We start from the raw sequence: 23,788 nt of genomic DNA, 5'->3' as shown, positions 1-23,788 counted from the left end.
ATCTAAAGGTTATTGCTTCCAAACCGTTCCGGAAGCAGTTCATTCAAGGTATATTCCCTGTAGTCCTCCGGACTTTTAGCCGCCAGAATCCGAAAGCTTCCTTCACAGAACTCTGCCATTACCTGCCGGCACACGCCGCAGGGGAAACAATATTCCTTCCCGGTCTGATCCTGCTTTCCCCCTGCAACAGCAATGGCGGCGAATTCTCTTTCCCCCTCTGAGACCGCTTTAAAAAATGCAGTCCGCTCGGCACAGTTCGTTGGCCCATAGGCAGCATTTTCAATGTTGCAGCCAGTGTAGACTTTCCCCTCCCGGGTGAGAAGGGCCGCCCCGACCCGGAATTTTGAGTACGGGGCATATGCTCTCTCTCTGGCGGCCAGAGCTTTTTCAATCAGTATCTTATTCTCCATCCCGTGCCTCTATCTCTCTCAGAAAACTAGTGCCCGCAATCGTTCCCTCTACCTGGAAGATATCCAGAATGGTTGCGGCAATGTCTGCAAATGACTTTCTTGTACCCAGAGAAACCCCTTTTTTCACATGTTTCCCGCAAACAAGAAGAGGCGTGTATTCCCTTGAATGATCTGTGCTGGGAGTCCCCGGATCACAGCCGTGATCAGCGGTGATCATCAGAATATCATTTTCCCTCATTCCATCCAGGAATCCGCCCAGCCACCGGTCAAATTCAGTCGCTGCCCCCGCATATCCGTCAATATCATTTCTGTGTCCGTAAAGCATATCAAAATCCACCAGATTTACAAAGCAAAGACCGCTGAAAGATGCGTTCTGCCACTGAGCGGTAATTTCCATCCCATTCTGGTTGCTCTCAGTGGATTTCGTCTCAGAGACACCTTTTCCAGCAAAAATATCATATATCTTCCCAACCCCTATAGTCGCCAGGCCGGCCCCGGACAGACAGTCCAGCATGGTGTCCTTCGGAGGAATCAGGGAAAAATCATGCCTGTGGGGTGTTCTCTTAAACTCTGGAGCCTTTCCTATAAACGGACGGGCAATGACTCTTCCCACCCCGTGTTCTCCCTGAAGTATTTCCCTGGCCTTACGGCACGCATCATACAGTTCATCAAGAGGGACAATCTCCTCGTGGGCGGCAATCTGGAATACACTGTCTGCAGAAGTATAGACAATATAATCCCCGGTTCTCATATGCTCCTCCCCGTAATCCCGAATTACATCCGTACCGGAATAGGGCTTGTTGCACAACACGCCTCTTCCTGTGGCTTTGGAGAATGCGTCCAGAACTTCTTTGGGAAACCCATGGGGATACGTGGGAAAGGGCTTTTCTGAAACCAGTCCTGCAATCTCCCAGTGCCCGGCTGTAGTATCCTTTGCCATAGAGGCTTCCTGCATCCTGGCGAAGGAACCCAGTGGGTGTTCCGTACGTTTTCCGCAGGTTACCCCTTCTATATTAAAAAGTCCCAGCTTTCTCATGTTCGGAGTATCATATCTGTCCGATGTGACAATGGTTCCCAGCGTATTGCTTCCCACATCTCCGAACAAATCTGCATCCGGCTCCGCTCCGATCCCGAAACTGTCCAGTACAATTAAAAACACTCTTTTATCATTCATACGTCTCAATTCCTTTCCTACAGCACACTATTACTTTTATTCTTCAAACAGGTCCTTTAATACCTGTTCTGCACTTTTCTTTGTATATCCCTCCGGATCCCTCATTACTTTATTCCCTGATATATCCCAGCGCATCTGGCTGAAATGACTCAGATAATACTGAGGCCCTGAGGAATTGCCGAACTTTTTGTTCCATTCCGGAAAATACTTTTTCATATAAGAATTGGCAAGGGATATGGCTTTGCTGGAATAACTTCCTGAAGGCGTCGTCGTACCGTTGATCTGTACCCCTTTTGGCGAAGAATGTACAAATACCACACTGCCGTCAGCGCACTGCCCGATTACCAGATATACATGATTATGGCAACCGCAGGTAGAACCCATCACATCCCCGGCCCTGTAGTCCTTTACTTTTGAGCGTTCGATTTTGCTTCCCCAGCCTCTGGACGCATAATTGGAAACCATAGCGGTGGAGGTTACTGTACAGCTGCTTTTCCCGCTCACTTTATTTAACGCGTTGTAGACAGACCAGCCTACAAACCCGGAACAGTCCAGTCCATTCTCGGACTGGTATCTTGTGGTATTGTAATCATAAGAAGAATTCTGCTTTTCATAAAATTTCTTCCACTGGGGGCTTGGCCCCTTTCTTGTAGCATCTTTATCCCAGCCTCCTCCGTACACATACATGGTTGAGCCTACCGGAACCATGGCATTCTGAAGCAGCCCTTTTATGGTTCCCACAGCCGGTTCGTAGTATTCCCCATTCCGGTTAATCAGATAACCGTCAATGCAGGTATTCACTGCCATGGCACCGCTGCCGTAGAAATAATACCAGGTGCTGCCTACCTTCTGCCAGCCTGCAGCCATTGCGCCGCTGCTCTTCAGGTAATACCAGATTTTGCCCTGGAGCAGCCACCCGGTCTGCATTCCTCCGTCAGCCTTCAGATAATACCATTCTCTCCCTATCTGCTGCCAGCCCGTCTGCATCACTCCGCTTCCGGACAGATAATACCAGGTCTTTCCCACCTGCTGCCAGGAAGTAGCCATAGCACCGCTGCTTTTCAGATAATACCAGCTTTTTCCCCGGAGCAGCCACCCGGTCTGCATTCCTCCGTCAGCCTTCAGATAATACCATTCTCTCCCTATCCGCTGCCAGCCCGTCTGCATCACTCCGCTTCCGGACAGATAATACCAGGTCTTTCCCACCTGCTGCCAGGAAGTAGCCATAGCACCGCTGCTTTTCAGATAATACCAGCTTTTTCCCTGGAGCAGCCACCCAGTCTGCATTCCTCCGTCAGCCTTCAGATAATACCATTCCTTCTGTATCTGCTGCCATCCGGTCTGCATCACACCATTGGAATTCATATAATACCAGACACCTCCGGCCATCACCCAGCCTACAGCCATACTTCCGTCTCCGGTAAGATAGTACCAGGTTTTCCCGTCGGGCAGCCATTCATTCCTTTTCATGCCATACTCTGTCAGATAATACCACTTTCCCTGATCCTTGAACCAGCCGGTCACCAGCCAGCCTGCTTCGTTAAAATAGTAGGAAGAGCCGCTGATAGTCTTCCAGCAGGATTTGGGATATGAGCCGTCTGCGTTTCTATACCACCAGCGTTCCCCTTCCTGCATCCACTGGGCCTGGCTGTATCCCGGAATCCATCTCCCGTCGCCGCCCACGTAATATTTACCGATCCATGCATTTACCGCCATAGCACCGCTTGCTGTGAGGTAATACTCCCCCACCCACTGCTCAGCAGCCATGACACCGGATGCGGAAAAATAGTACCATTGCTCCTTCATATATCTCCAGCCAACAGCCATTCTCCCGTCTTCCTCCAGATAGTACCAGCTGCCGTTCTCCTCCAGCCAGCCTGTATGTAATCTTCCGTTCGAATTATAATAATACCAGGTACCGCCCTCCTGTATCCATCCTATGGTCAGCACTCTGTTTTCTGCCTCCAGAGGCTGTGACTCCCCCGGAGCCTGCCCTGTTCCATCTTCCTCTTCAGAGCCGTCTGCCTGTGTCTCTTCTGTCTGTCCTGTGTCTCCTGTCTCTGCCCAAACACGGTCCTGTCTCATACCGCTTAAAAGAAAAGCAAGCAGCACAAGGCAGATTACTCTGGCAAAATTTTTCTTTCTGTCTTCTCTTTTCATCTTGTCTAACCCCTTCCTGTGTACGCTGTCATCCCCCTATGCATCTGATTATAGCAAACTCCCCTTACACATGCAAAATCTTTCTCTTTTCTGAGATCACAAATAGCGGCTCTGCCTGTATGCATCACCGCTATTGCTTTTTCATGATTAATATTTTTTCCAGCTGGAAGGGGCAAACAGCAGCAGCATGGGAAACAGCTCCAGACGTCCTGCCAGCATATCAAACATCAGCACAAACTTAGCCGGCGCAGAAAAAATTGAGAAATTCTGCGTGGGGCCCACCAGCTCCAGACCAGGCCCGATATTATTCAGGGTAGCTGCCACTGCTGTAAAATTCGTGGTAAAATCCAGCTCATCCATTCCCAGGAGCAGTACAGAGGTAAAAAACACCAGGAAGTATACGGCAATAAAAACATTGGTAGATCGCACAACCTCATGTTCGATCCTGTGTCCGTCCATGGCAATCTTCTTGACACTCCTGGGATGGGAGATCATTCTCAGTTCCTTTTTAATCGTTTTCAGCAGGATGGTAATCCTGGATACCTTGATGCCTCCCCCCGTACTCCCGGCACAGGCGCCCACGAACATCAGAATAATCAAAATTGTTTTCGAAAACTGAGGCCAGAGGTCAAAGTCCACAGTGGCGAACCCTGTGGTGGTGATAATGGATCCCACCTGAAAAAATGCATGCCGCAGGGTTTCACCCCAGCTGCCGAACATGTCCCTGACATTAAAAGCGATCAGGAGTGCACTTGCCAGGATAATCCCCAGATACATCCTCACCTCTTCCATCTTCAGGACCTGTCTCGGTTTTTTGTGAATGATAAGAAAATAAGCGCCAAAGTTTACACCGCTGAGTATCATAAACACAGTTACAATATTCTGTATCGCCGGAGAGAAGCCAGCCAGACTGTCTGAGTGGGTTCCAAATCCCCCGGTACCCACCGTACCGAATGTATGGGTAATGGCGTCAAAAGCTGTCATACCTGCCGCGACCAGCAGGACAAACTCTACGACCGTAATGATGAAATAGATGCCATACAAAATCATAGCTGTATTTCTCACTCTGGGAACCAGTTTCCCCACAGAGGGACCGGGGCTCTCCGCCTTCATGAGGTTCATATTGAACCCTCCCACCAAAGGCAGAATCGCCAGGATAAAGACAAATACCCCCATGCCGCCGATCCAGTGAGTGAAACTTCTCCAGAAAAGGCTGGCCTTGGACAAGGCCTCCACATCTGCCAGAATACTGGCTCCTGTAGTAGTAAAACCAGATATCGTCTCGAAAAGCGCATCCACATAAGAGGGGATATCACCGTTCAGCACAAAAGGCAGGGCACCGAAGGCGCTCATGACAATCCATCCTGCCGATACAATCACAAATCCTTCCCTTGCATACAGCGAAGTATTAGCCGGCTTTTTATGGGAGAATATCAGTCCTATGACGAGGCATAGAACTGCCACTCCCAGAAAGGCGAATCCATCCTGTTCCTGATATAATACTGCCACAAGGCAGGGCAGAGTCAGAAAAGCTGCTTCAAAATTAAGTATCCAGCCTAATATATATAGAATCATTCCGTAATTCATAATCTTTGCCCTAGTCCTCCAATATATCCAGGATATCATGGATTCTGTAATCTGTAACAACAACGATCACAGAGTCTCCCACTTTGATCTTATCCTGTCCGCCGGGAATAATAATCTTTCCGTACCGGTTAATGCCGCATATCAGTATATTCTTCTTCAGCTGAAGCTTTTCCAGAGGAATCCCGACCACAGGTGATTCTTCTTTGATTAAAAACTCCAGGGCCTCTGCCCGGTTATCATTGAGCTTATAGAGATTCTCTACATTGCTGCCCATGGAGTCCTGCATAGACCGTACATACTGGATAATAAATTCCGTAGTAATGTATTTGGGATAGACAATACAGTCCAGGCCCAGATTTTCAATTACCTCGTCAAAGGAAATTCTATTCACTTTTGTGACAAGCTTTGCTTTTGATTTACTCTTTGCAAACAGAGAGAGCAGGATATTCTCCTCATCAAAATTTGTGAGAGCCGCAAAGCCCCGGATCTGCTCCAAGCCCTCCTCCAGAAGGAGGTTCTGGTCAGTCCCATCCCCGCAGATAATACTGGCCTTTGGAAGCAGCTCACTTAGTTCCTCACATCTCTGCCTGTTCTGCTCAATAATTTTAACATCAATCCCTGCATGGATCAGACGAAGGGCCAGATAGAATGTAATCTTCCCGCCGCCAACGATCAAAACATTGGGAACCCGGTTGGTCTCTACTCCTATCTTCCGGAAAAACTGGCTGGCCCTGCTCGGAGCGGCCACAATAGAGACTATGTCCTTTTCCTGAAGTACAAAATCCCCCAGAGGAATAAAAACCTCCTCTCCCCTCTGCACCATACAGACAAGCACCTCGCAGCCCAGCTTGCCTCTGATATTAGAGACGGGTGTATCATGAAGCTTATTTCCCACAGGAATGCGGAACCGCAGAAGCTCGATCCGCCCTTTGGCAAACGTGTCTATTTTAATGGCGGAAGGGAACCGGAAGATACGGGCCATCTCCGATGCCGCAGCATACTCCGGATTAATTATCATTGCCAGGCCCAGTTCCCGCTTCAGGAATTCTCCCTCGCTGCTGTAGATAGGGTTTCTCACCCTTGCAATTGCCTTGCAGTTTCCCGCCTTCTTGGCTATCAGGCTGCAGAGCAGGTTTCTCTCGTCTGAATCTGTCACTGCAATCAGCAGATCCGTGTTGTCAATATCAGCCTCTTTCAGAACACTGTAGCTTGCTCCGTCCCCCACATATCCCATAACGTCAAAATCATTTGTCACACGGGATATCCGGTCCGGATTCCTGTCTACCACAATTATATTGTGGTCTTCCTCCCCGCTCAACTGGTCTGCCAGAGTATATCCTACCTTCCCGCAGCCCACAATCATTATCTGCATTTTTCTCCTCCGTAGATTTCGCTTTCCCGTGTTAATTACAGCCTGGCTGTCGGGAAAACAGCTGTCATTTTACTGACAGCCCTAGTAATCTATAATAGCAACTTCTATACTATTTATCAATATCCTTTGTGTAATAATTTTGTTCAATTATTTCCCGGATGTTGTATCTTCATTATAGCAGAGCAACAGAGAAACACAAGGGGAAAAAATAAGGCCGGGAGAAACACCTCCCGGCCTTATCTTTGGCTTATGTGCGGACTTTCCAGCTTTCCTTTTCCTCCGGCAGAACCTTTTTGGTGGTAGCCTCCACCTCCACATCGTAACACCGGAAAATATTATCCACAGTTTCTCTCTCAATCTTTGGAGAGACCAGGCTGACTGCGGGAACAACTATAAAGCCCACTACCATAGCAATTGCACCTGCATTTATGGGCGATGCAATATAGTGGAAGAACATATTCGTAACCGTAATTCCGATCCCTGTGATAAATGAGGCCCATACCCCTGCCCTGGTAACTCCCTTCCAGTACAGGCCGTATAAAAACGGAGCCAGAAAAGCACCTGCAAGAGCTCCCCAGGAGATCCCCATAAGCTGTGCAATAAAGGTAGGAGGATCCAGTGCCAGAATAACAGAAACTGCGATAAATACAAGGATCAGCACACGCATAAACAGCAGCTGTCTTTTTTCCCCAATTTTCCGGAAAGTCTTTCTCGGCAGAAAATCCAGGGTCAGGGTAGAGGCAGAGGTAAGCACCAGGGAAGACAGCGTGGACATGGACGCTGACAGTACCAGAACAATCACAATTCCCATAAGGATATCCGGAAGCGTAGAGAGCATATGTGGGACAATACCATCATAGATAATGCTTCCGTCGGGCCCATGGAAAGAAGGGTCATCAAACAGTCTTCCAAAGCCTCCCATAAAGTAACAGCCCCCTGAGATAACAACAGCAAACAGAGTAGAAATCACCGTACCGGTGGTTACGGCCTTTTCACTTTTAATGGCATAAAATTTATGTACCATCTGAGGCAGTCCCCAGGTTCCCAATGAGGTAAGAATGACTACTCCCAAAAGGTTTAAAGGATCTGTGCCGAAGAAGGAGGAAAAAGCCCCCATCTGGCCAGCGGTTGCAGGAACATCGCTTGGAATCTCAGACAGCTTTCTCATTGCCTCCATAAATCCTCCCTGACCGCTCAGAACCGCCAGAACCACAGCCACAATTCCAATGAGCATAATTATGCCCTGGATAAAGTCATTAATGGCAGTAGCCATATAGCCCCCCAGGATAACATATGCTCCGGTCAGAGCCGCCATTGCGATTACACATACTGCATAGGGAATATCGAAAGCCAGCCCGAACAGACGGGACAATCCGTTATAGATAGACGCCGTATAGGGCACCAAAAAAACAAATACAATGGCGGATGCCACCACCCTCATAGTATGGCTGTCAAATCTCTTTCCAAAATAATCCGGCATGGTTGCTGCCTGCAGATGCTTTGTCATTACTCTTGTTCTTCTCCCCAGAACCACCCAGGCGAGAAGACTTCCGATAATCGCATTGCCCAGGCCTATCCAGGTGGAGGAGACTCCGTATTTCCAGCCAAACTGCCCTGCATAGCCCACAAAAACTACGGCTGAGAAATAGGATGTACCGTAGGCAAAGGCTGTAAGCCAGGGCCCCACACTCCTCCCTCCCAGCACAAAATCATTCACATTTGTAGCATGTTTTCTGGAATACAGGCCAACAGCCACCATACTTCCAAAAAATAAAATCAGCAGTATCACTTTAATTGTCATTTTTCTATTCTCCCTTTTTGTTCGCTTTAAACCGTTACGCTTTAAACCGTTACGCTTTAACTCGTTAAATTATACTATAAAAAAGGAACCGGGTCAAGGAAAACTTCTGTGACCCGGTCTTTTTCTTTCTAGATATTAAGAGCGTATGCCTCGTCTTCTTCCATTACCTCCATACAGCCTGCTTTTAGTGTCTCTTCCGCTTTGCGGATATCCGAAGTCTTCATAATCATAGCTCCTCTGTCCTTTTCTGTACTCAGAGCATACATATATTCCACATTCAGATCTGCCTCCCTCAAAAGCTTCAGAAGCTCGCTGAGCTTTCCGATTCTGTGGGGAATTCTGACAGCCGTAACCTCTGTGAGCATGGCCGAAAATCCGTTCTCCTTCAGCACCTTCTGTGCCTTATCAGGATCCGATACAATCAGCCGCAGCAAACCATATTCGCTGGTATCCGCCAGACTGATGGATGCGATATTGATATCGTTGTCTTTTAAAATAGCAGTTACTTTTTCCAGACGTCCTTTTCTGTTTTCCATAAAAACAGATACCTGTTTAATCATTCGGATGCCTCCTCTCCTGTATTTTACATTTTCAGGCCAGTTCATACCCTTTCATAAATGCCTTTTTATTGATTTCCACAGTTTTTGGAGGAACCGTTTTCTCAATGACAGTCAGCCAGTCTTCCTTTGAAAAATTCATGTGCTGTGCGGCTACACCCAGAACAATAATGTTAAACACTTTAGAGTTTCCCATTTCCTTTGCTTCTTTCATAGCATCCACTGCGTATACCTTATGTTCTTTTCTCAGCCCCTCCAGAATTCCCTCAGGATATTCTGCAGCACCTGTGACAACCGTAATCGGGTCAATTCTCTGATCGTTTACAATCAGTACTCCATCTTCTTTCAGAAAATGGATATAGCGGAGAGCTTCTAGCCGCTCAAAAGCAATCAGAACATCTGCCTGACCTTCTTCTACAATAGGCTCAGCCACAGACTCCCCGTATCTTACATAGGTTACAACACTTCCTCCACGCTGTGCCATACCATGTACCTCTGATAATTTTACATCATATCCGGCATGAATTGCAAGTCCTCCAAGCACCCGGCTGGTGAGAAGTGTACCCTGACCGCCCACACCTACTATCATAATATTCTTCGTTGCCATATTACACTTCTACCTCCTCTATTGCATCACTGTGGCACAGCTGTCTGCACAGACCGCAGCCGTTGCACATGGTCTCGTCAATTGCAATGGTTCCATCCGGCAGTTTTGTTAGAGCCGGACAGCCTGGCTTCAGGCAAAGGCCGCATTTCTTGCACTTCTCTGTTACCGGCCTGCATTTTGTTTTAAATACATTGCCTTTTAAAAGCACGCAGGGTGCCTTTGTGATGATTACAGAGACTTCTTCTCTGGCGGTTTCCCTCTTAAGAGCCTCTTCCAGTCCCTTCAAATCAAAGGCACTGATCTCACACACATGTTCAATACCGATGGATTTGCACAGCTGCGGAATATTCACTGCATAGGTAGGTTCTCCTTTCAGGGTCCTGCCGGTAGCCGCATGATCCTGATGTCCCGTCATACCTGTGGTAGAGTTATCCAGAATCACTACTGTTCCTGTGGATTTATTGTAAACCATATTGATCAGGGAGTTGATTCCTGTATGCATGAATGTGGAATCACCAATTACAGCAACCCAGTTCTTTATGTAGTCTTTCCCTTTTGCTTTCTCCATTCCATGGAGAGAACTGATGCTGGCTCCCATACAGATGGTGGTATCCACTACACCGAGAGGAGCCACAGCCCCCAGCGTATAGCATCCGATATCCCCTGCGGCATGAATCTTTAATTTATTCATGACTGAGTATACACTTCTGTGCGGACATCCCGGACAGAGAATAGGCGGTCTGGGCGGTACCGGAGCCGGTGCAGCCACGTCCAGCTTCTCGCCGAGCACAGCCGTGCGGAGAAGATTGGCGCTGTATTCTCCCTGGCGGGTGAAGCTCTCTTTTCCTATTACCTGAATTCCCCAGGACTTCATCTGCTCCTCAATCACTGGTTCCAGCTCTTCGAATACATAGACCTTATCCACTTTAGAGGCAAACTCTTCAATTAATTTCCTTGGCAGCGGATTTACCAGTCCCAGCTTAAGAACAGATGCATCCGGCATAGCCTCCCTTACATACTGGTAAGGGATTCCGCTCGTTACAAATCCGATGGATGTATCCCTGTATTCTGCTCTGTTCACAGAGAACCCGCAGCTGTCTTCCGCCATGCGGTTCATTCTGTCCTCTACCACCAGATGGCGTTTGATGGCATTGCCCGGCATCATAACATTCTTGCCGATATTCCTCTCATAAGGCTTATCCTCTGGTTCTTCTCTCTCATCTAACTCCACCAGCCCCTGGGAATGGGACAGCCGGGTGGTCAGCCTTACAATCACTGGAGTGTCATATTTCTCACTAAGCTCAAACGCAAACTTCATAAATTCCTTGGCATCTGCGCTGTCGGACGGCTCCAGTACAGGTACCTGGGCTGCTCTTGCCACCAGGCGGGTGTCCTGCTCGTTCTGCGAGCTGTACATCCCCGGATCATCTGCCACAACAAATACCAGACCGCCTTTGGCTCCTATGTATGATACGGTGTAAAGAGGGTCAGATGCCACGTTCAGCCCCACATGCTTCATGGATACCATAGCCCGCACACCGCTGATTGACGCTCCGATTGCCACTTCCGCAGCTACCTTCTCATTGGGTGACCACTCTGCGTAAATCTCCTTATATTTCACAATATTCTCGCTGATCTCCGTACTTGGGGTACCCGGATATGCAGCGGAAACCTTCACCCCTGCTTCATAAGCCCCGCGGGCGATGGCTTCATTTCCTAACATTATCTTTTTTTCTGCCACTGTTATTCTCCTTCCTTTCTAAGGTCAATGACCCTTTTCGCTTTTCCCTCGAACCGCTGCAATGAGTTAGGCGACTGCAGGGAAACCTTTACGTCCAGGCCCAGCACAGTACGGATCTGGTCTTTTACCTTTCTCTCCAGGCCTTCCAGCGCTTTATAAGAATCCATCAGTTTATCTGCGGATACTTCCACTTTAATCTCCAGGGTATCGGAGTGGTTCTTTCTGCCCACGATAATCTCATAGTGAGGGCCGCACTCCTCTATATTCAGAAGAATCTCTTCGATCTGGCTGGGGAATACATTTACACCACGAATCTTAAGCATATCATCGGTGCGCCCCAGCAGGTTCTCCATTCTCACAGTTGTTCTCCCGCACTTGCAGGGTTCATACATTAATCTGGTAAGATCCTTGGTTCTGTAACGAATCAGCGGAAGCGCCTCTTTCGTGATACAGGTAATGACCAGCTCTCCGATCTCACCCGGCGGAAGCACTTCTCCGGTTTTAGGATTAATGATCTCAGGAATAAAATGATCCTCATTCACATGCATGCCGCAGAGTTCCAGACATTCTCCGGATACTCCCGGGCCCATCAGCTCACTCATGCCATAGTTCTGTGTAAGCATCATGCTGTCTCCCCAGGCCTTATACATCTCCTGGCGCATAGCTTCCGTCATGAGCTCACTGCCCACCAGTCCAATCTTTATCTTTAATTCTTTTTTGACGTCAACCCCTATTTCCTCTGCTACTTCCGCAATCCGAAGCGCGTAAGAAGGGGTTGCAACCAAAAGAGTAGACGCAAAGTCTTTCATAAACATAATTTGTTTTTTCGTATTGCCCGTGGAGGAGGGAACAATGGCAGCGCCTACCTTCTCCAGTCCGTAATGCAGGCCCAGGGCGCCTGTAAACATGCCGTATCCAAAACAAATCTGTGCAATATCCCCGCTGGAGGCGCCTCCCATGCAAGCGATCCTGGCCACACATTCGGACCAAATATCCAGGTCTCTCCTGGTATATCCCACAACGGTAGGCTTCCCCGTAGTGCCGCTGGAAGCATGAATCCTGCAGAGTTCCTTTTGAGGTACTGCAAAAAGACCAAAGGGATAATTATCCCGCATATCCTGTTTTGTAGTAAACGGCAGTCTCTGCAGATCTTCCAGAGAACGGATATCCTCCGGCACAATCCCTGCCGCCTCCATCTTCTTTCGGTATGCAGGAACCTTTCCGTACACGCGGCGGACCGTCTCCTGCAGCCTCTCCAGCTGTATCGTCTCGATATCAGCTCTTGATAATGTTTCTTCTTTTGCCCAAATCATAATTTCTCCTATCTGACCATTCCTTTTTGTCTCTCCAGTGGTGCTGCAAAACAGCCATCTGATTCTTTTCCATTCTAGATTATACTGCTTTACTGCGCTAAACATTATTATAGCACAAATCTACAGAATATTGCACTAGTTTTTTTAGCGCTTTAAAGCAGAAAAACCCAAAAACTTCCCTTGTAATTCCGGGTTATATCCCCTATAATGAAACCAGTCTTTCTCCCGGCCGCCGGGGGATAAAATAACGATGAAGGAGGTTTCATGGAAAAAAAGCCCTTAAGGAAACGAATCAACGAGCTTGTCTTTCATGCATCCCGCTATACGGAACTTGTTATTTCCATTATTATTCTGGCCGTAATTGCCGCATTGGTCATCGCCCTTGTATATGATCTGACCAGCATGCCCCTTCTGCATATGACTTCAGAATACTTCACCCAGTTTCTGGCAAGAGCACTGAGTCTGGTTGTGGGAGTAGAATTTGTGAAAATGCTCTGCAAGCATACACCTGAGACGCTGATTGAAGTTCTCATGTTTGCAACTGCCAGACAGATGGTGGTAGAGCATCTTGCCACCTGGGAAACCTTAATTGGAATTCTTGCCATTGCAATCTTGTTTGCTGTCCGCAAGTATCTCTTTTTGAAGCCGGGGGCATCCAATACTTCTGATACCTTTGAAAATTAAAGAGTTCCATACAGCGGGGACGGGCCTGTACGGCACGTCCCCGTTTTTTGCCTCAGATCAGTTCAAATACCGTTCCTCGAATTCCTCCCGGTTCACAGGATGACCAAAATAATATCCCTGAATCATCTCAAGACCGCTGCCCTTCACAATCTCATACTCTGCCGCAGTCTCCACGCCCTCCAGGCATACTTCTTTCCCCACATCGTGGCAGAGCGCCACAATGAACCGTATAAAGGTAGCATCAAAGGAGTTTTTCTCCACACCATCCACAAAGGTCTTATCTATCTTTACAATGTTAACCGGCGTATTTTTCAGTACTCCCAAAGAAGAATACCCGGTGCCGAAGTCATCCATAGCTACAGAGAATCCCATACTCTGAATTTTCTCGAATATCCGGGTAATCTTTTCATTTTCCTTTACCAGCAGTGTCTCTGTCAGCTCTACTACAATGTTAGTCGCCGGAAGGCAGGCCTCCTCTACGGTAGTCTTCACAAAATCAAGGAAATCCGGCTCCAGAATCTGCAGATAGGAAAGATTAATACTTACCGTAAACGAACGGTTTCTTCTGGTCCATCTCTTACACTGCTCTACAGCAGTTTTAAATATCCATTTTCCAGCCTGAATAATCAGACCGCTTTTCTCCAGCAAGGGAATAAATTCCATGGGAGAGATACTGCCGAACTCCCTGCATTCCCATCGGGCCAGAGCTTCCGCGCCAATTACCCTCCCGGTGGCGGCTTCCACCTGAGGCTGGTAATACAGCTGAAACCCCTTATATTCCTGTTCAATGCTCTCTCTCAAAAATTCAACCAAAAGCAGATCCCGCTCCTTATGGCTTAAAATCGCCTCGGAAAAACAGTACATACGGTTTTTTCCGTGATCCTTGGCATACTCCAGGGCATAACCGCAATATTTTATAAGATCCTGATAATTATTTCCGTCCGCCGGGTATGCAGCACACCCGCCGGAGAGAGTGCAGTAATATTTTTTGTCATTGTACTGCTGCTGCCTTTGAAAGGCTTCCTGAATGCTGAGAAATATTTTATCAAAATCACCCGGCTGAATATTCGATACCAAAATTGCAAATTCATCTCCGTCCATACGGTATAATCCTGTATTAGACGGGAGAATCGTGGCGATCTTCTGCGCGGTTATGCGGATTACTTCGTCTCCGAAATTTCTGTCATACAGATCATTAATATGCCTGAAATCATCCATTCCCAGCACCATCACCCCAAAAGCATCTTTCGGCCGAGTCCCGATTCTGGATTTAATTTCTTCCTCAAACAGAAACTTGTTATAAATTCCTGTAATATGGTCAATTCTGTTCTTTTTGCCCAGATTGGTTACAATCCCGGCAAACAGATCCGGAGCTCCGGATTCATCCTTTAGCATATACCCCCGGCATCTGAGCCAGACCCATTCCCCTTTCCGGTTCTTTGCCCGATACTCTACATGATGATTCTGTGTTCTTCCGTCCGCCACCTCCTGATTCGCCTCGAGAAAGGCCTCCCGGTCATGGGGGTGCACCAGCCCACCCCAGACGGCAGCCGCATTGGGAACGATTTCTCCGGGCAGAGCAAAGTCCTTCACCATTCCGGGGGCATATCGAAAGGTTCCGGTTTTCATGTTTCCTATATAAATATAGTCATCCGTGCTGCGTACCAGGGCATCATAAAGATGTTCCTTATCATAAACGAACTCATCTGTGTCTTTCTCCCAATTATCCATCCCCATGCTCCTTTTCCCAGTTCTTACTCTTTTACAGCCTTTTTCAGGATCCCTATCCCCAGAGGATACGGTCCGGTATGAACTCCAATCGTTGCGCCAATCTGATAGATGTCTACATCCTTCAGGGAGGTGTAATGGGATATTGATTCCAGCATCTCCTCCCGGAATTCCACAGCTTCCTCATAGTCATACCCGTACCCTATCACCATCAGATAGTCTTCCGGATTCTCGCCGGTATCCCGAAAATGTGATTCCACCAGGTCCAGTACCTTCTTTCTGGACTTCCTTCGGCTTCTCGTTATACCGGAAGGAAAAATCTCACCCTCCTTAAGGGTGATTAACGGCTTAATCCCCAGGGTTGTGCCTGCCAGGCCCATTAGTTTCCCCACACGTCCTCCATGTACCAGGTATTCCATGCTGCCAATGGTAAAAAAGATTCTGCCGCTTCCTTTTATCTCTTCTATTTTATCTGCGGCTTCCTGAAACAGGTATCCTGCCCTCTGCATCTTAACCGCCTCCAATACAAGCATTCCCTGCAGCACCGTATTAACCCCACTGTCAATCACCTTAATCCTGGCATGCGGATACTTTTCCAGAAGAATTCCGCCGGCGGCAGACGCAGAAGCGTAAGATCCGCTGAACTTAGTAGTAATACAAATACAGATAACAGGAACCCCTGCACAGGCAAAGGGCTCAAAGGCCTCCAGATAATCCTGAACGTTAGGCATAGAGGATTTGGGATAGCTTCCCGGATGATCTACCATTCTTCTGTAAAACTGGCGCACATCCAATTCTTCTATCTCTTTTTCATACGTCACGTCATCAAATGACACATAAAAAGGTACGACTTGAATCCCACATTTCTGTGCCAGTTCCTCTCCCAGATCGCAGGAGCCGTCGGTTATTATCTGATAATCCATAGCTGCTGTCTCCTTACAGTTCTTTCAGATTGTCCACTACATGCATTCCGTTTCTCTTCAGGAGCTGTCTTGCCTCCTCCGTATACTCGGTGTGGAAAATCATGATGGGTGAGCGGTCAATCTCACTGATAAAGGAATAGATGTAGTTGACACTTATATTTCCCTGCGCCATAATCTCCAGCATCTTATTCAGAGCCCCCGGCTCGTCTGCTACGGAGACTCCCAGGACAGTCCCAACCCGGACCATAAAGTGATTCTTTTTTAAGATACTCTCAGCCTCTTCCGGCTGATCCACAATCATCCTCAGGATCCCGAATTCCGGGCTGTCAAAGGATGATATGGCCATCAGATTTATCCCTGCATCCTTCAGGCATTTCGTAACCTGCATAAGGCTCCCAGGTACATTTTCAATAAAAACGGAAAGTTGTCTAATCATTTTTAGTATTCTCCTTTGTTATATTTTTATGAATGAATCTTAAGGTACTCCCCGCAGGATGAATTTTTCAGATAAACCTCTTCAAATTTTTCCAGAGGAATGGGTTTATTAAAGTAGTAACCCTGGGCATAGTCACAGCCAAGTACCTCAAGAACCTCAAGCTGTTCTCTGCTTTCCACCCCCTCGGCCACACTTTGGATCCCCAGCTGTCTGCAGGTCTGGAGGAAATTCTTCACTACAACACGGGTCTTCTCATTAGAGAATAAATCGGAAACCAAACTCCGATCCAGCTTCAGGACCTCCAGTTCCATAGCTGAGAGAATGGACATATTACTGTATTTGGCCCCAAAATCATCCAAAGCAATTCGATAGCCCAGGGAGGCCAGTTTTCCGCTGATTGCCACTATGGTTTCCCGTTCTCCTACGCTCGCGCTCTCTGTCACCTCAATCTCAATGAGATTTCGATCCACCTGATACCTCTGGTAAATTTCTTCAATTTTATCGATCAGTCCCTCCTCCAAAAGAGTGGTACGGGAAAAATTCAGGGATACGGGGATACATGCATATCCCTTGTCTTTCCAACTTTTCAGGGCTCTGCATACTTCCTCGAAGATATACATGTCCACATGCCGGACATTTCCTGCCTGCTCAAGCTGGGGAATAAACTGTGCAGGCCCCACGATTTTCCCATCGGAATCCGCATACCGAACCAGTGCCTCCGCCCCCACGATCCTGCACGTGGAGATTTCGGCCTTAGGCTGAAGGAACATGCGGAAACGTCCGTCCTGTATATCCTTCAGAAGCTTTTTCAGCATTGCCGGGTCATAATGCTTCGCAATATTCTGTGAGCTTCTGTAATATTCCTGTTTTGCAAGGAGCATCCTCTCATCTGCCCTGGTTATGGCGTGTTCCAGGTTCATCTCTGTATCGGTCCAAACCGCCCCCAGAGATATGCTGGAGGGATAGGATGCCTCCATGGCTGCTCTCATATCTTCCACGCAGTCCAAGAATGCTTTCTGTGACAAGTTTTCAAATACGGCAAGAAACTCATCTCCGGCAAAACGGAAAATCCTTCCGCCCTTAAACTTTTCACGCATTACCCTTCCGGTGAACTTTACCATATAATCCCCGTAGTCATGGCCATACTGCGTATTCAGCTGCTTCAGACCGTTAATATCGGCAGATACTACCCCAAGGGAAATCAGCGTATCCTCGGAAAGACCGTCCCGGTAAGCCAGATAGCTGTTTCGGTTCTCCAGTCCGGTGAGCGCGTCATGATAGCTGAGATATTCCTGCTTTTCATGAAGTCTCCTCCTCATGATTTCATAACCCACAAAATGTCGAACAGAGTGAAGTACAGTCGTACGTTCCATATGTCTGGCCCCATTCTCCACGCCAATATACCCCGCAATCCCATTGTGGACTTTATCCATAGAAACCACCTGGAAGCTGGAGATCCCCTGTTCCCTCAGTATCTCTGCCTCTTCAGGATATATCCCCGCAATCTCACCGATATCTGTCACAGCCATTTGATTCTTAATCTGCTGCAAAAGTTCGAAAGGAATGGAGGATTTGGTAGGTATCCCGTCCCTTCTCCATTCTTTCAGATACTCTGTCCGTTCCATATCATCACCCAGGATGAGTATATACGTGTGTTCTGCCCTAAAATACGTTCCCAGCTCCCGCAGAATCTCCTCAAGCACCTGTTCAAAGTCCATAGATGAGGTAAGGGAATAGACACACTTAAGCAGTACATCCTCCTCTTTCTCCGGCCCGGCTTCCTCCGCGTTCTCTCTTCCTGTGTCTTTGAGTTCCTGAATCACCAGATTCTTCTCCGCAGCCATTACCTGGGAGTACATGACGCAGCAGTCCCCGCCTCTTTCCTTTGCAGCATCTAACGCTTCTTTTGCCTTGCCGCATCCCTCCTGGATATTTTTTATGCCGTCTCCGGAGACTGCGATTCCCGCAGATACGGTTACCGGCACCTCCAGTTCAGAAAATACATATGACATTCTTACCGACTGCCGGACATCTTCTGTCTTATAAGGCAGATCCCTCTGCTGCTTAGGTCCCGGAACCAGCAGCAGCAGCTCATCTTCACTGTACCGGCCTGCCAGATACCGGCTGCCGAACTTCATATCCAAAAGACTGCTGAGTTCTTTTAAAACATTGCCTCCCTCCCCGTATCCGCAGCACCTGTCAATTCTTCTGAAGTTGTCCACAGAAAAAAGTATTACAGCAAAATCATGCCCCAGGCTTCTGGCATTGCGGATCGCCGCATTCATAATACTGAACGCTGTTTCCTTATGATATGCCCCGGTGAGATTGTCTTTCTCCGCCCGCTGCTTCAGTCCCAGCTCTAGTTTTTTCTGGTAATCTATATCACGCATCTTACCATAGGCATACAAATCCTGCGTAACCGCATCTTTTACCAGGCTCACCGAGGTACAGATCCAGATCAGCTTTTCGTCCAAATCCAGCCAGCGGTACTCCAGAGATACCTGAGACTGTCCTTTCACATAAGCGGATATTAAAGCATCTGAGGACATAATCCTGAGATAGCGCACCCGGTCCTCGGAATTTACAATTCTCGCCAACCCCTGTTTTACCAGATCGTCATAATTTACGGCTCCCTCATTTCCTTCTATATCCAGAATCTCTGACTGCAGATATTCCACACAGTTTTTGGTGAGATTCGCCCGGCTGCTGGCCAGAATCCCCTCAGACATGGCGAATCTCATCTGAAGCTCTTTCTGATAGTTAATCTCCGCTTCCTTTTTTCCAGTAATGTCCTCGCCTACGGCAATGGCGCACTGGGGAAGACCATCTTCGTCGAAGATGGAGGTATAAACTACTTTCTCCCACCACCATCCGTTCCCTCCGGGATTCCTTGTGCGGATCTCCGCCTCGGCCTTGGGCTCTCCTTCCCGGATCTTGCGGTACATCTCCCGCACTTCCTTCACACTGTCCGGATGTATATGTCCTGACTCAATGAGATACTCCGGCACATTTTCAATAATCTCTCCAAAGCCATGGTGCTCTCTGGCACTCTCTGTAAGTATCAGCCTCCGGTTAGGGATATCATATTCCCACACATTCATGTGGGTCTGCTGCAGTGCTATCCGGTATCTCTCCTCACTTCTGGAAATCTGAGACAAAAGGTCATGCCTTTCTGTGGTATCCAGAATAAAACCGCTCATTACACAACCGGTGGAGCGATACTCCAAAGCCCCGTTTACCCATATCCAGCGGATCTCTCCCTGTCCGGTAACAATCCGCATTTCCCACTCCAGAACATGCTGCCCGCTGTAGGAAGCCCTTCTTATTAAATCCTCCACCCGGTTTACATCTCCCGGATAAATATTCCTCCTGCACTGATTCCCAAGCCTTTCCTTCATTTCCTGCTTCGTATAGCCCATGATTTGATAATATATATCATTGCCATAAAACAGTGTGTAGTTTTCGTCCATGCGGACCTGAAAGGTTCCTCCCCTGGACGCCTTCCGGTACAGAGCCAGCTGGTTGTCCTGTTCTTCCTGCCCGCTGTCTGCGGTCTGCAGACTTCTGTGCTCCATATTCTCCTGGTAAACGGTATATTGATTCTTCCCATTATCCTTAGAAAAATAGGCAGCCACATCTGCTTTCTCAAAGAGTTCCAGATAAGTGGTGCCGTCGTCGGGAAAGAAGCTGATTCCTATACTTCCGGATATCTCATAATGAATATCTGAGTCCTCAAAAGAACGGTAAAACATCTTGCCTATGTCTTTTGCCTTGCGGATGATCCCCTCTTTCCCTTTTATATCTGTAAAAAAGGCGATAAATTCATCGCCGCCCACTCTCCCCACAATATCCGTGCTTCTGGTAATGCTTTTGAGATGACGGGACATCTCCGTGAGTACAGAGTCTCCGTAGATATGGCCAAAATTATCATTGATCCCTTTAAAATTGTCGATATCAATCACAAAGAGAGCCGCCGCCTCACTGCTGCTCTCAAGATACTCCTGAATCATTGACTCTGCAGCTTTTTTATTATACAGACCTGTAAGGGGATCCTTTAAAATCTGTTCCTGAACGGATATCTGCCTCTTCTTGCGGACGGAAATATCGTGGTAAAAAATTAGGGAATAAGGTTCCTTCCCCTCCTCTTCCATCAGTCTGGAGCTGAAGACAACCCACTTTATATCCCCGCTTTTGCATTGCAGCCGGTATTCTGCCAACAGCACCTTTTTATCACTGAGTTTACCGCAAAATTTCTTCCATCCGTTCTCTGACTCCTCAGAAATAATTACAGGGGCAATCTTATTCTGAAACTTTTCTGCAAATTCCGATTCTGTATAATTCAGCATATTGTAAAAGCCCGGATCCGCCCACAATATGGTTCCTTCCGCATCGCAGCCGCAGGTAAGCACCCCTCCGACACATGCAAAAAAGGTCTGATCTGATGTTTGCTTCATGTTCATTTTGCCCCCCTATGTTACTTTTTCTTGAGAAACACAACCTTGCTTTTCAGTTTGTTTTCCGTTACCTCCAGTTGGGGAATACTCTGGACAAACTTTGCAAACGTTGCATATCCATAATCCTTAACCTTAAATTTATCAAATTTCTTATGCATCCGGTTTCCAAGCGCAGCAAGCTCCATACCCTCCTCCCCGTTCTTCTCTACCAGCTCAATGGCATAGGAAGCCAGCTTCTGCTTTTTTGTCTTATTGTCTTTCATCTTCACTGTTATGGCATTATTTATTTTCTTGAGTTCAAACCCGTCCATCTCTTCCAGAAATTTTGACAGGGAACTGTATCCGTAATTGCGGACATCAAAATCTGAGTATTTCTTCACCAAACGGCTGCCAATCTCACCCAGACCGGTATCTTTTCCTTTATCATCATTCTCACTGATAATAGAAAGAATATCATCCTCAATATTCCCCTTGCTGATAATCTCCCTTTTCTTCTTCGGGATTCCGGCAGCCTCTTCGTCCGGCTCCGCACCCTTTTCGTCTTCCTCTTCATCCTGATCCAGCAGAATCTCCAGGTTGGTGAATACCGTACAGGCGGCCCGGAAAGATCTGGGCGTTTTTTCCTCTCCCATACCGATCACCTCTTTGCCAGACTCTCTGAGCCGGCTTGCCAGCCTGGTAAAATCACTGTCACTTGATACAATGCAGAATCCGTCCACATTATTGGTATATAAGATATCCATAGCATCAATGATTAATGCCGAATCCGTAGCATTTTTGCCTACAGTATTGCTGAACTGCTGAATGGGCATAATGGAATTCTCCAGAAGGGCCTGCTTCCACTTTGTCGTCTGGGTGCTGGTCCAATCCCCGTATATTCTTTTGTAAGTTATCACACCGTACTTTGTCATCTCATCCAGAATCCCGGAGATGTATTTGGATGAAATATTATCCGAATCAATTAATACCGCAAATGTTTTGTCAGCCATAACGCTTATGCCCTCTTCTTTCCTATCATACATACTTCTATTTTCCCTTATTGGAAAGATTGTGTCAAGAAGTTTAGCTTTCCCTTCCCGCTTCCCCTCCAAAAAGGCTTGGGCCCGGACCGCGTCTGCGGCCGGACCCTGCATGTTTACTTTAAAAATCCATTCACAATCTGCTCTTCGGCTTCCTGTTCTGCCAGTCCCAGCGTCATAAGCTTTATAATCTGCTCTCCAGCGATCTTTCCGATGGCTGCTTCATGAATCAGTTCCGCATCCGGATGGTTCGCAGTGATTTCCGGAACTGCGCTGATTTTGGCGTGATCCATGATAATAGCATCACACTCTGTATGTCCGCTGCACTTGGCATTCCCATTTATCTTGGAGATAAACAGCTGCGTAGATTCCTCCTTTGCCACAGATCTTGAGGTTACGTTTGCCCTTGCCCCGTCTCCGTTGAGATCTACGGCAAATTCACTGGTAGCCGTCTGACTCCCATGAGTCATCAGCCGTTCCATTACCACCAGCTTCGCGCCGTCCCCAAGAACTGCCCGCGTCTCCCTCTTGGTAGAATCCACACCTTTAATCTGAACCGTATCCATTTCCATATAGCTGTCCTCTTCCATCTCTACGATAGTCTGAGGATTCATAATTCTCTTTCCGGTACCGTCCCCGCTTCCATAGTGCTTTTCCACGTATTTAACTTTTGCATTCTTTCCTATAAAAAACCGGTGGATCCCGTCGTGTCTGCTGCTCTCGGCACCTCCATTGTGGATCCCGCAGCCTGCGATAATGGTGACATCCGCATCTTCACCGATATAAAAATCATTGTATACCACCTCGGTAAGGCCCGCCTGGCTGAGGACTACCGGAATATGAACACTCTGCCTCTTTGTTCCGGGTTTTATGATAATATCGATTCCTGTGCCATCCTCCTTAGAGACAATATCAATGGTACTCGTGGTATTCCGCTCTACACTTTTGCCGTTGGCCCGGATATTATAGGCCCCTGTGGGAACCGCATGTAGATCTGCCACTTCTTCCAGCAGATGCTTTTGTATAGCGTCCATTTATTTCACCTCCATCTTATAGCAGGAGGCTCCGTAGGAATCCTCTCCGCTGAGAAGATCCGGGAGAATCTCATCCCTGCTGCCCTGTCCTTTGATCCTGCCCTCTGAGATTACTACGATTTCATCGGCAATATTCAGGATCCTCTCCTGATGGGAAATTACCAGGATCGTTCCGTGTATCTTTTCATGCATCTTCTCAAATACCTGAATCAGATTCTGAAAGCTCCACAGGTCAATACCGGCTTCCGGCTCATCAAAAATAGAGATCTTAGTGGATCTCGCAAGAATAGAGGCAATCTCTATACGCTTAAGCTCTCCTCCGGAAAGGCTGGCATTAACTTCCCTTTTAATATAATCTTTTGCACACAGCCCTACCTCTGAAAGGTATTCACAGGCTTTTGTAACCGTTATATTCTCTCCGCTGGCCAGCTGCAGGAGGTCAAAAACTGTAACCCCTTTGAAGCGCACCGGCTGCTGAAACGCATAGCTGATTCCCAGACGGGCTCTCTCCGTAATGCTTTTATCCGTAATGTCTTCTCCGTTCCAGAGAATCTGCCCTTCTGTAGGCGCCTGAATCCCGGCAATGATTTTTGCAAGGGTTGACTTTCCGCCCCCGTTTGGTCCTGTGACGGCGATGAACTGGTTATCCTTCAGCTTCAGATTTATATTGTGCAATATTCCTTTTTGTTCTGCATCCTCTGACACGTCGAAGGAAATATTCTTTAATTCCAGCATCTTCCTTCCTCCTTTGTAATTCTTTTTTGGATCAGTCAAATACCATTATACCT

At 47.5% G+C, this 23,788-nt stretch carries 18 protein-coding genes; 1 reads left to right on the top strand and 17 read right to left on the bottom strand.

Going from position 1 to position 23,788, the window contains the following annotated elements; translation table 11 throughout:
• Positions 1–2: 2 nt before the first annotated feature.
• The 10 genes from ACGHCT_RS05275 to ACGHCT_RS05230 form a co-directional block, all read right to left on the bottom strand.
• Positions 3–410 (bottom strand): cytidine deaminase, encoded by a 408-nt coding sequence (locus tag ACGHCT_RS05275; protein ID WP_072849317.1) that lies wholly within the window; start codon positions 408–410, stop codon positions 3–5.
• Positions 400–1,584, bottom strand: coding sequence for a phosphopentomutase (locus tag ACGHCT_RS05270; RefSeq protein WP_390438759.1), 1,185 nt, complete (start codon positions 1,582–1,584; stop codon positions 400–402). The genes ACGHCT_RS05275 and ACGHCT_RS05270 overlap by 11 nt, the downstream gene beginning before the upstream one ends.
• A 36-nt stretch (positions 1,585–1,620) precedes the next feature.
• On the bottom strand, positions 1,621–3,744 hold the full coding sequence (locus tag ACGHCT_RS05265) for a hypothetical protein (protein ID WP_390438757.1): 2,124 nt from the start codon (positions 3,742–3,744) through the stop codon (positions 1,621–1,623).
• A gap of 147 nt (positions 3,745–3,891) precedes the next feature.
• Positions 3,892–5,331, bottom strand: a complete 1,440-nt coding sequence (locus ACGHCT_RS05260; protein ID WP_390438754.1) for a TrkH family potassium uptake protein — start codon at positions 5,329–5,331, stop codon at positions 3,892–3,894.
• 10 nt (positions 5,332–5,341) lie between these two features.
• Positions 5,342–6,703, bottom strand: a complete 1,362-nt coding sequence (gene trkA, locus ACGHCT_RS05255; RefSeq protein ID WP_072849325.1) for a Trk system potassium transporter TrkA — start codon at positions 6,701–6,703, stop codon at positions 5,342–5,344.
• Positions 6,704–6,950: 247 nt separating this feature from the next.
• Positions 6,951–8,504 carry a sodium/proline symporter gene (locus ACGHCT_RS05250; protein WP_072852650.1) on the bottom strand — a complete coding sequence of 518 codons (1,554 nt, stop codon included), beginning with the start codon at positions 8,502–8,504 and terminating at the stop codon, positions 6,951–6,953.
• A gap of 128 nt (positions 8,505–8,632) precedes the next feature.
• Positions 8,633–9,064 carry an ACT domain-containing protein gene (locus tag ACGHCT_RS05245; RefSeq protein ID WP_084067942.1) on the bottom strand — a complete coding sequence of 144 codons (432 nt, stop codon included), beginning with the start codon at positions 9,062–9,064 and terminating at the stop codon, positions 8,633–8,635.
• Positions 9,065–9,095: 31 nt separating this feature from the next.
• Positions 9,096–9,668, bottom strand: coding sequence for an indolepyruvate oxidoreductase subunit beta (locus tag ACGHCT_RS05240; protein ID WP_390438751.1), 573 nt, complete (start codon positions 9,666–9,668; stop codon positions 9,096–9,098).
• A gap of 1 nt (position 9,669) precedes the next feature.
• Positions 9,670–11,391: an indolepyruvate ferredoxin oxidoreductase subunit alpha gene (gene iorA, locus ACGHCT_RS05235; protein WP_390440130.1), complete on the bottom strand. Its 1,722-nt coding sequence runs from the start codon at positions 11,389–11,391 to the stop codon at positions 9,670–9,672.
• A 20-nt stretch (positions 11,392–11,411) separates the two neighbouring features.
• Complete coding sequence (locus ACGHCT_RS05230; RefSeq protein ID WP_390438749.1) at positions 11,412–12,722, bottom strand: phenylacetate--CoA ligase family protein; 1,311 nt, start codon at positions 12,720–12,722, stop codon at positions 11,412–11,414.
• Positions 12,723–12,986: 264 nt separating this feature from the next.
• Between ACGHCT_RS05230 and ACGHCT_RS05225 the strand changes: the two genes are divergently transcribed.
• On the top strand, positions 12,987–13,406 hold the full coding sequence (locus ACGHCT_RS05225) for a transporter (protein WP_072852640.1): 420 nt from the start codon (positions 12,987–12,989) through the stop codon (positions 13,404–13,406).
• Between the two features lie 57 nt (positions 13,407–13,463).
• Here ACGHCT_RS05225 and ACGHCT_RS05220 read toward each other — a convergent pair whose 3' ends face one another.
• The 7 genes from ACGHCT_RS05220 to ACGHCT_RS05190 all read right to left on the bottom strand — a co-directional run bounded on the left by ACGHCT_RS05220 (position 13,464) and on the right by ACGHCT_RS05190 (position 23,735).
• Complete coding sequence (locus tag ACGHCT_RS05220) at positions 13,464–15,137, bottom strand: bifunctional diguanylate cyclase/phosphodiesterase (RefSeq protein WP_072852638.1); 1,674 nt, start codon at positions 15,135–15,137, stop codon at positions 13,464–13,466.
• A 23-nt stretch (positions 15,138–15,160) separates the two neighbouring features.
• Entirely contained in the window at positions 15,161–16,057 is an 897-nt protein-coding gene (locus ACGHCT_RS05215; protein WP_072852636.1) for a DegV family protein, read from the bottom strand.
• 13 nt (positions 16,058–16,070) lie between these two features.
• Positions 16,071–16,493: an amino acid-binding protein gene (locus tag ACGHCT_RS05210; protein WP_072852634.1), complete on the bottom strand. Its 423-nt coding sequence runs from the start codon at positions 16,491–16,493 to the stop codon at positions 16,071–16,073.
• Positions 16,494–16,519: 26 nt separating this feature from the next.
• On the bottom strand, positions 16,520–20,953 hold the full coding sequence (locus ACGHCT_RS05205; RefSeq protein WP_390438744.1) for a diguanylate cyclase: 4,434 nt from the start codon (positions 20,951–20,953) through the stop codon (positions 16,520–16,522).
• 14 nt (positions 20,954–20,967) lie between these two features.
• Positions 20,968–21,969, bottom strand: coding sequence for an NYN domain-containing protein (locus tag ACGHCT_RS05200; RefSeq protein WP_341443431.1), 1,002 nt, complete (start codon positions 21,967–21,969; stop codon positions 20,968–20,970).
• A 113-nt stretch (positions 21,970–22,082) separates the two neighbouring features.
• Positions 22,083–23,000 carry a SufD family Fe-S cluster assembly protein gene (locus ACGHCT_RS05195; RefSeq protein WP_072852630.1) on the bottom strand — a complete coding sequence of 306 codons (918 nt, stop codon included), beginning with the start codon at positions 22,998–23,000 and terminating at the stop codon, positions 22,083–22,085.
• Positions 23,001–23,735: an ABC transporter ATP-binding protein gene (locus ACGHCT_RS05190; RefSeq protein ID WP_072852628.1), complete on the bottom strand. Its 735-nt coding sequence runs from the start codon at positions 23,733–23,735 to the stop codon at positions 23,001–23,003.
• Positions 23,736–23,788: the final 53 nt, after the last annotated feature.

Origin of the sequence: Lactonifactor longoviformis (genome assembly GCF_042848515.1) — a bacterium.
GTDB classification, from domain to species: Bacteria; Bacillota; Clostridia; order Lachnospirales; family Lachnospiraceae; genus Lactonifactor; species Lactonifactor longoviformis.
The sequence above is the reverse complement of the archived record's forward strand: the minus strand, read 5'-3'. Positions and strand labels throughout refer to the sequence as shown.

Excerpts from the sequence above, each read along its gene's own strand:
- ACGHCT_RS05275 (WP_072849317.1), bottom strand. The coding sequence starts at position 410 with ATGGAGAATAAGATACTGATTGAAAAAGCTCTGGCCGCCAGAGAGAGA.
- ACGHCT_RS05270 (WP_390438759.1), bottom strand. The coding sequence starts at position 1,584 with ATGAATGATAAAAGAGTGTTTTTAATTGTACTGGACAGTTTCGGGATC.
- ACGHCT_RS05265 (WP_390438757.1), bottom strand. The coding sequence starts at position 3,744 with ATGAAAAGAGAAGACAGAAAGAAAAATTTTGCCAGAGTAATCTGCCTT.
- ACGHCT_RS05260 (WP_390438754.1), bottom strand. The coding sequence starts at position 5,331 with ATGAATTACGGAATGATTCTATATATATTAGGCTGGATACTTAATTTT.
- trkA (WP_072849325.1), bottom strand. The coding sequence starts at position 6,703 with ATGCAGATAATGATTGTGGGCTGCGGGAAGGTAGGATATACTCTGGCA.
- ACGHCT_RS05250 (WP_072852650.1), bottom strand. The coding sequence starts at position 8,504 with ATGACAATTAAAGTGATACTGCTGATTTTATTTTTTGGAAGTATGGTG.
- ACGHCT_RS05245 (WP_084067942.1), bottom strand. The coding sequence starts at position 9,064 with ATGATTAAACAGGTATCTGTTTTTATGGAAAACAGAAAAGGACGTCTG.
- ACGHCT_RS05240 (WP_390438751.1), bottom strand. The coding sequence starts at position 9,668 with ATGGCAACGAAGAATATTATGATAGTAGGTGTGGGCGGTCAGGGTACA.
- iorA (WP_390440130.1), bottom strand. The coding sequence starts at position 11,391 with ATGTTAGGAAATGAAGCCATCGCCCGCGGGGCTTATGAAGCAGGGGTG.
- ACGHCT_RS05230 (WP_390438749.1), bottom strand. The coding sequence starts at position 12,722 with ATGATTTGGGCAAAAGAAGAAACATTATCAAGAGCTGATATCGAGACG.
- ACGHCT_RS05225 (WP_072852640.1), top strand. The coding sequence starts at position 12,987 with ATGGAAAAAAAGCCCTTAAGGAAACGAATCAACGAGCTTGTCTTTCAT.
- ACGHCT_RS05220 (WP_072852638.1), bottom strand. The coding sequence starts at position 15,137 with ATGGATAATTGGGAGAAAGACACAGATGAGTTCGTTTATGATAAGGAA.
- ACGHCT_RS05215 (WP_072852636.1), bottom strand. The coding sequence starts at position 16,057 with ATGGATTATCAGATAATAACCGACGGCTCCTGCGATCTGGGAGAGGAA.
- ACGHCT_RS05210 (WP_072852634.1), bottom strand. The coding sequence starts at position 16,493 with ATGATTAGACAACTTTCCGTTTTTATTGAAAATGTACCTGGGAGCCTT.
- ACGHCT_RS05205 (WP_390438744.1), bottom strand. The coding sequence starts at position 20,953 with ATGAACATGAAGCAAACATCAGATCAGACCTTTTTTGCATGTGTCGGA.
- ACGHCT_RS05200 (WP_341443431.1), bottom strand. The coding sequence starts at position 21,969 with ATGTATGATAGGAAAGAAGAGGGCATAAGCGTTATGGCTGACAAAACA.
- ACGHCT_RS05195 (WP_072852630.1), bottom strand. The coding sequence starts at position 23,000 with ATGGACGCTATACAAAAGCATCTGCTGGAAGAAGTGGCAGATCTACAT.
- ACGHCT_RS05190 (WP_072852628.1), bottom strand. The coding sequence starts at position 23,735 with ATGCTGGAATTAAAGAATATTTCCTTCGACGTGTCAGAGGATGCAGAA.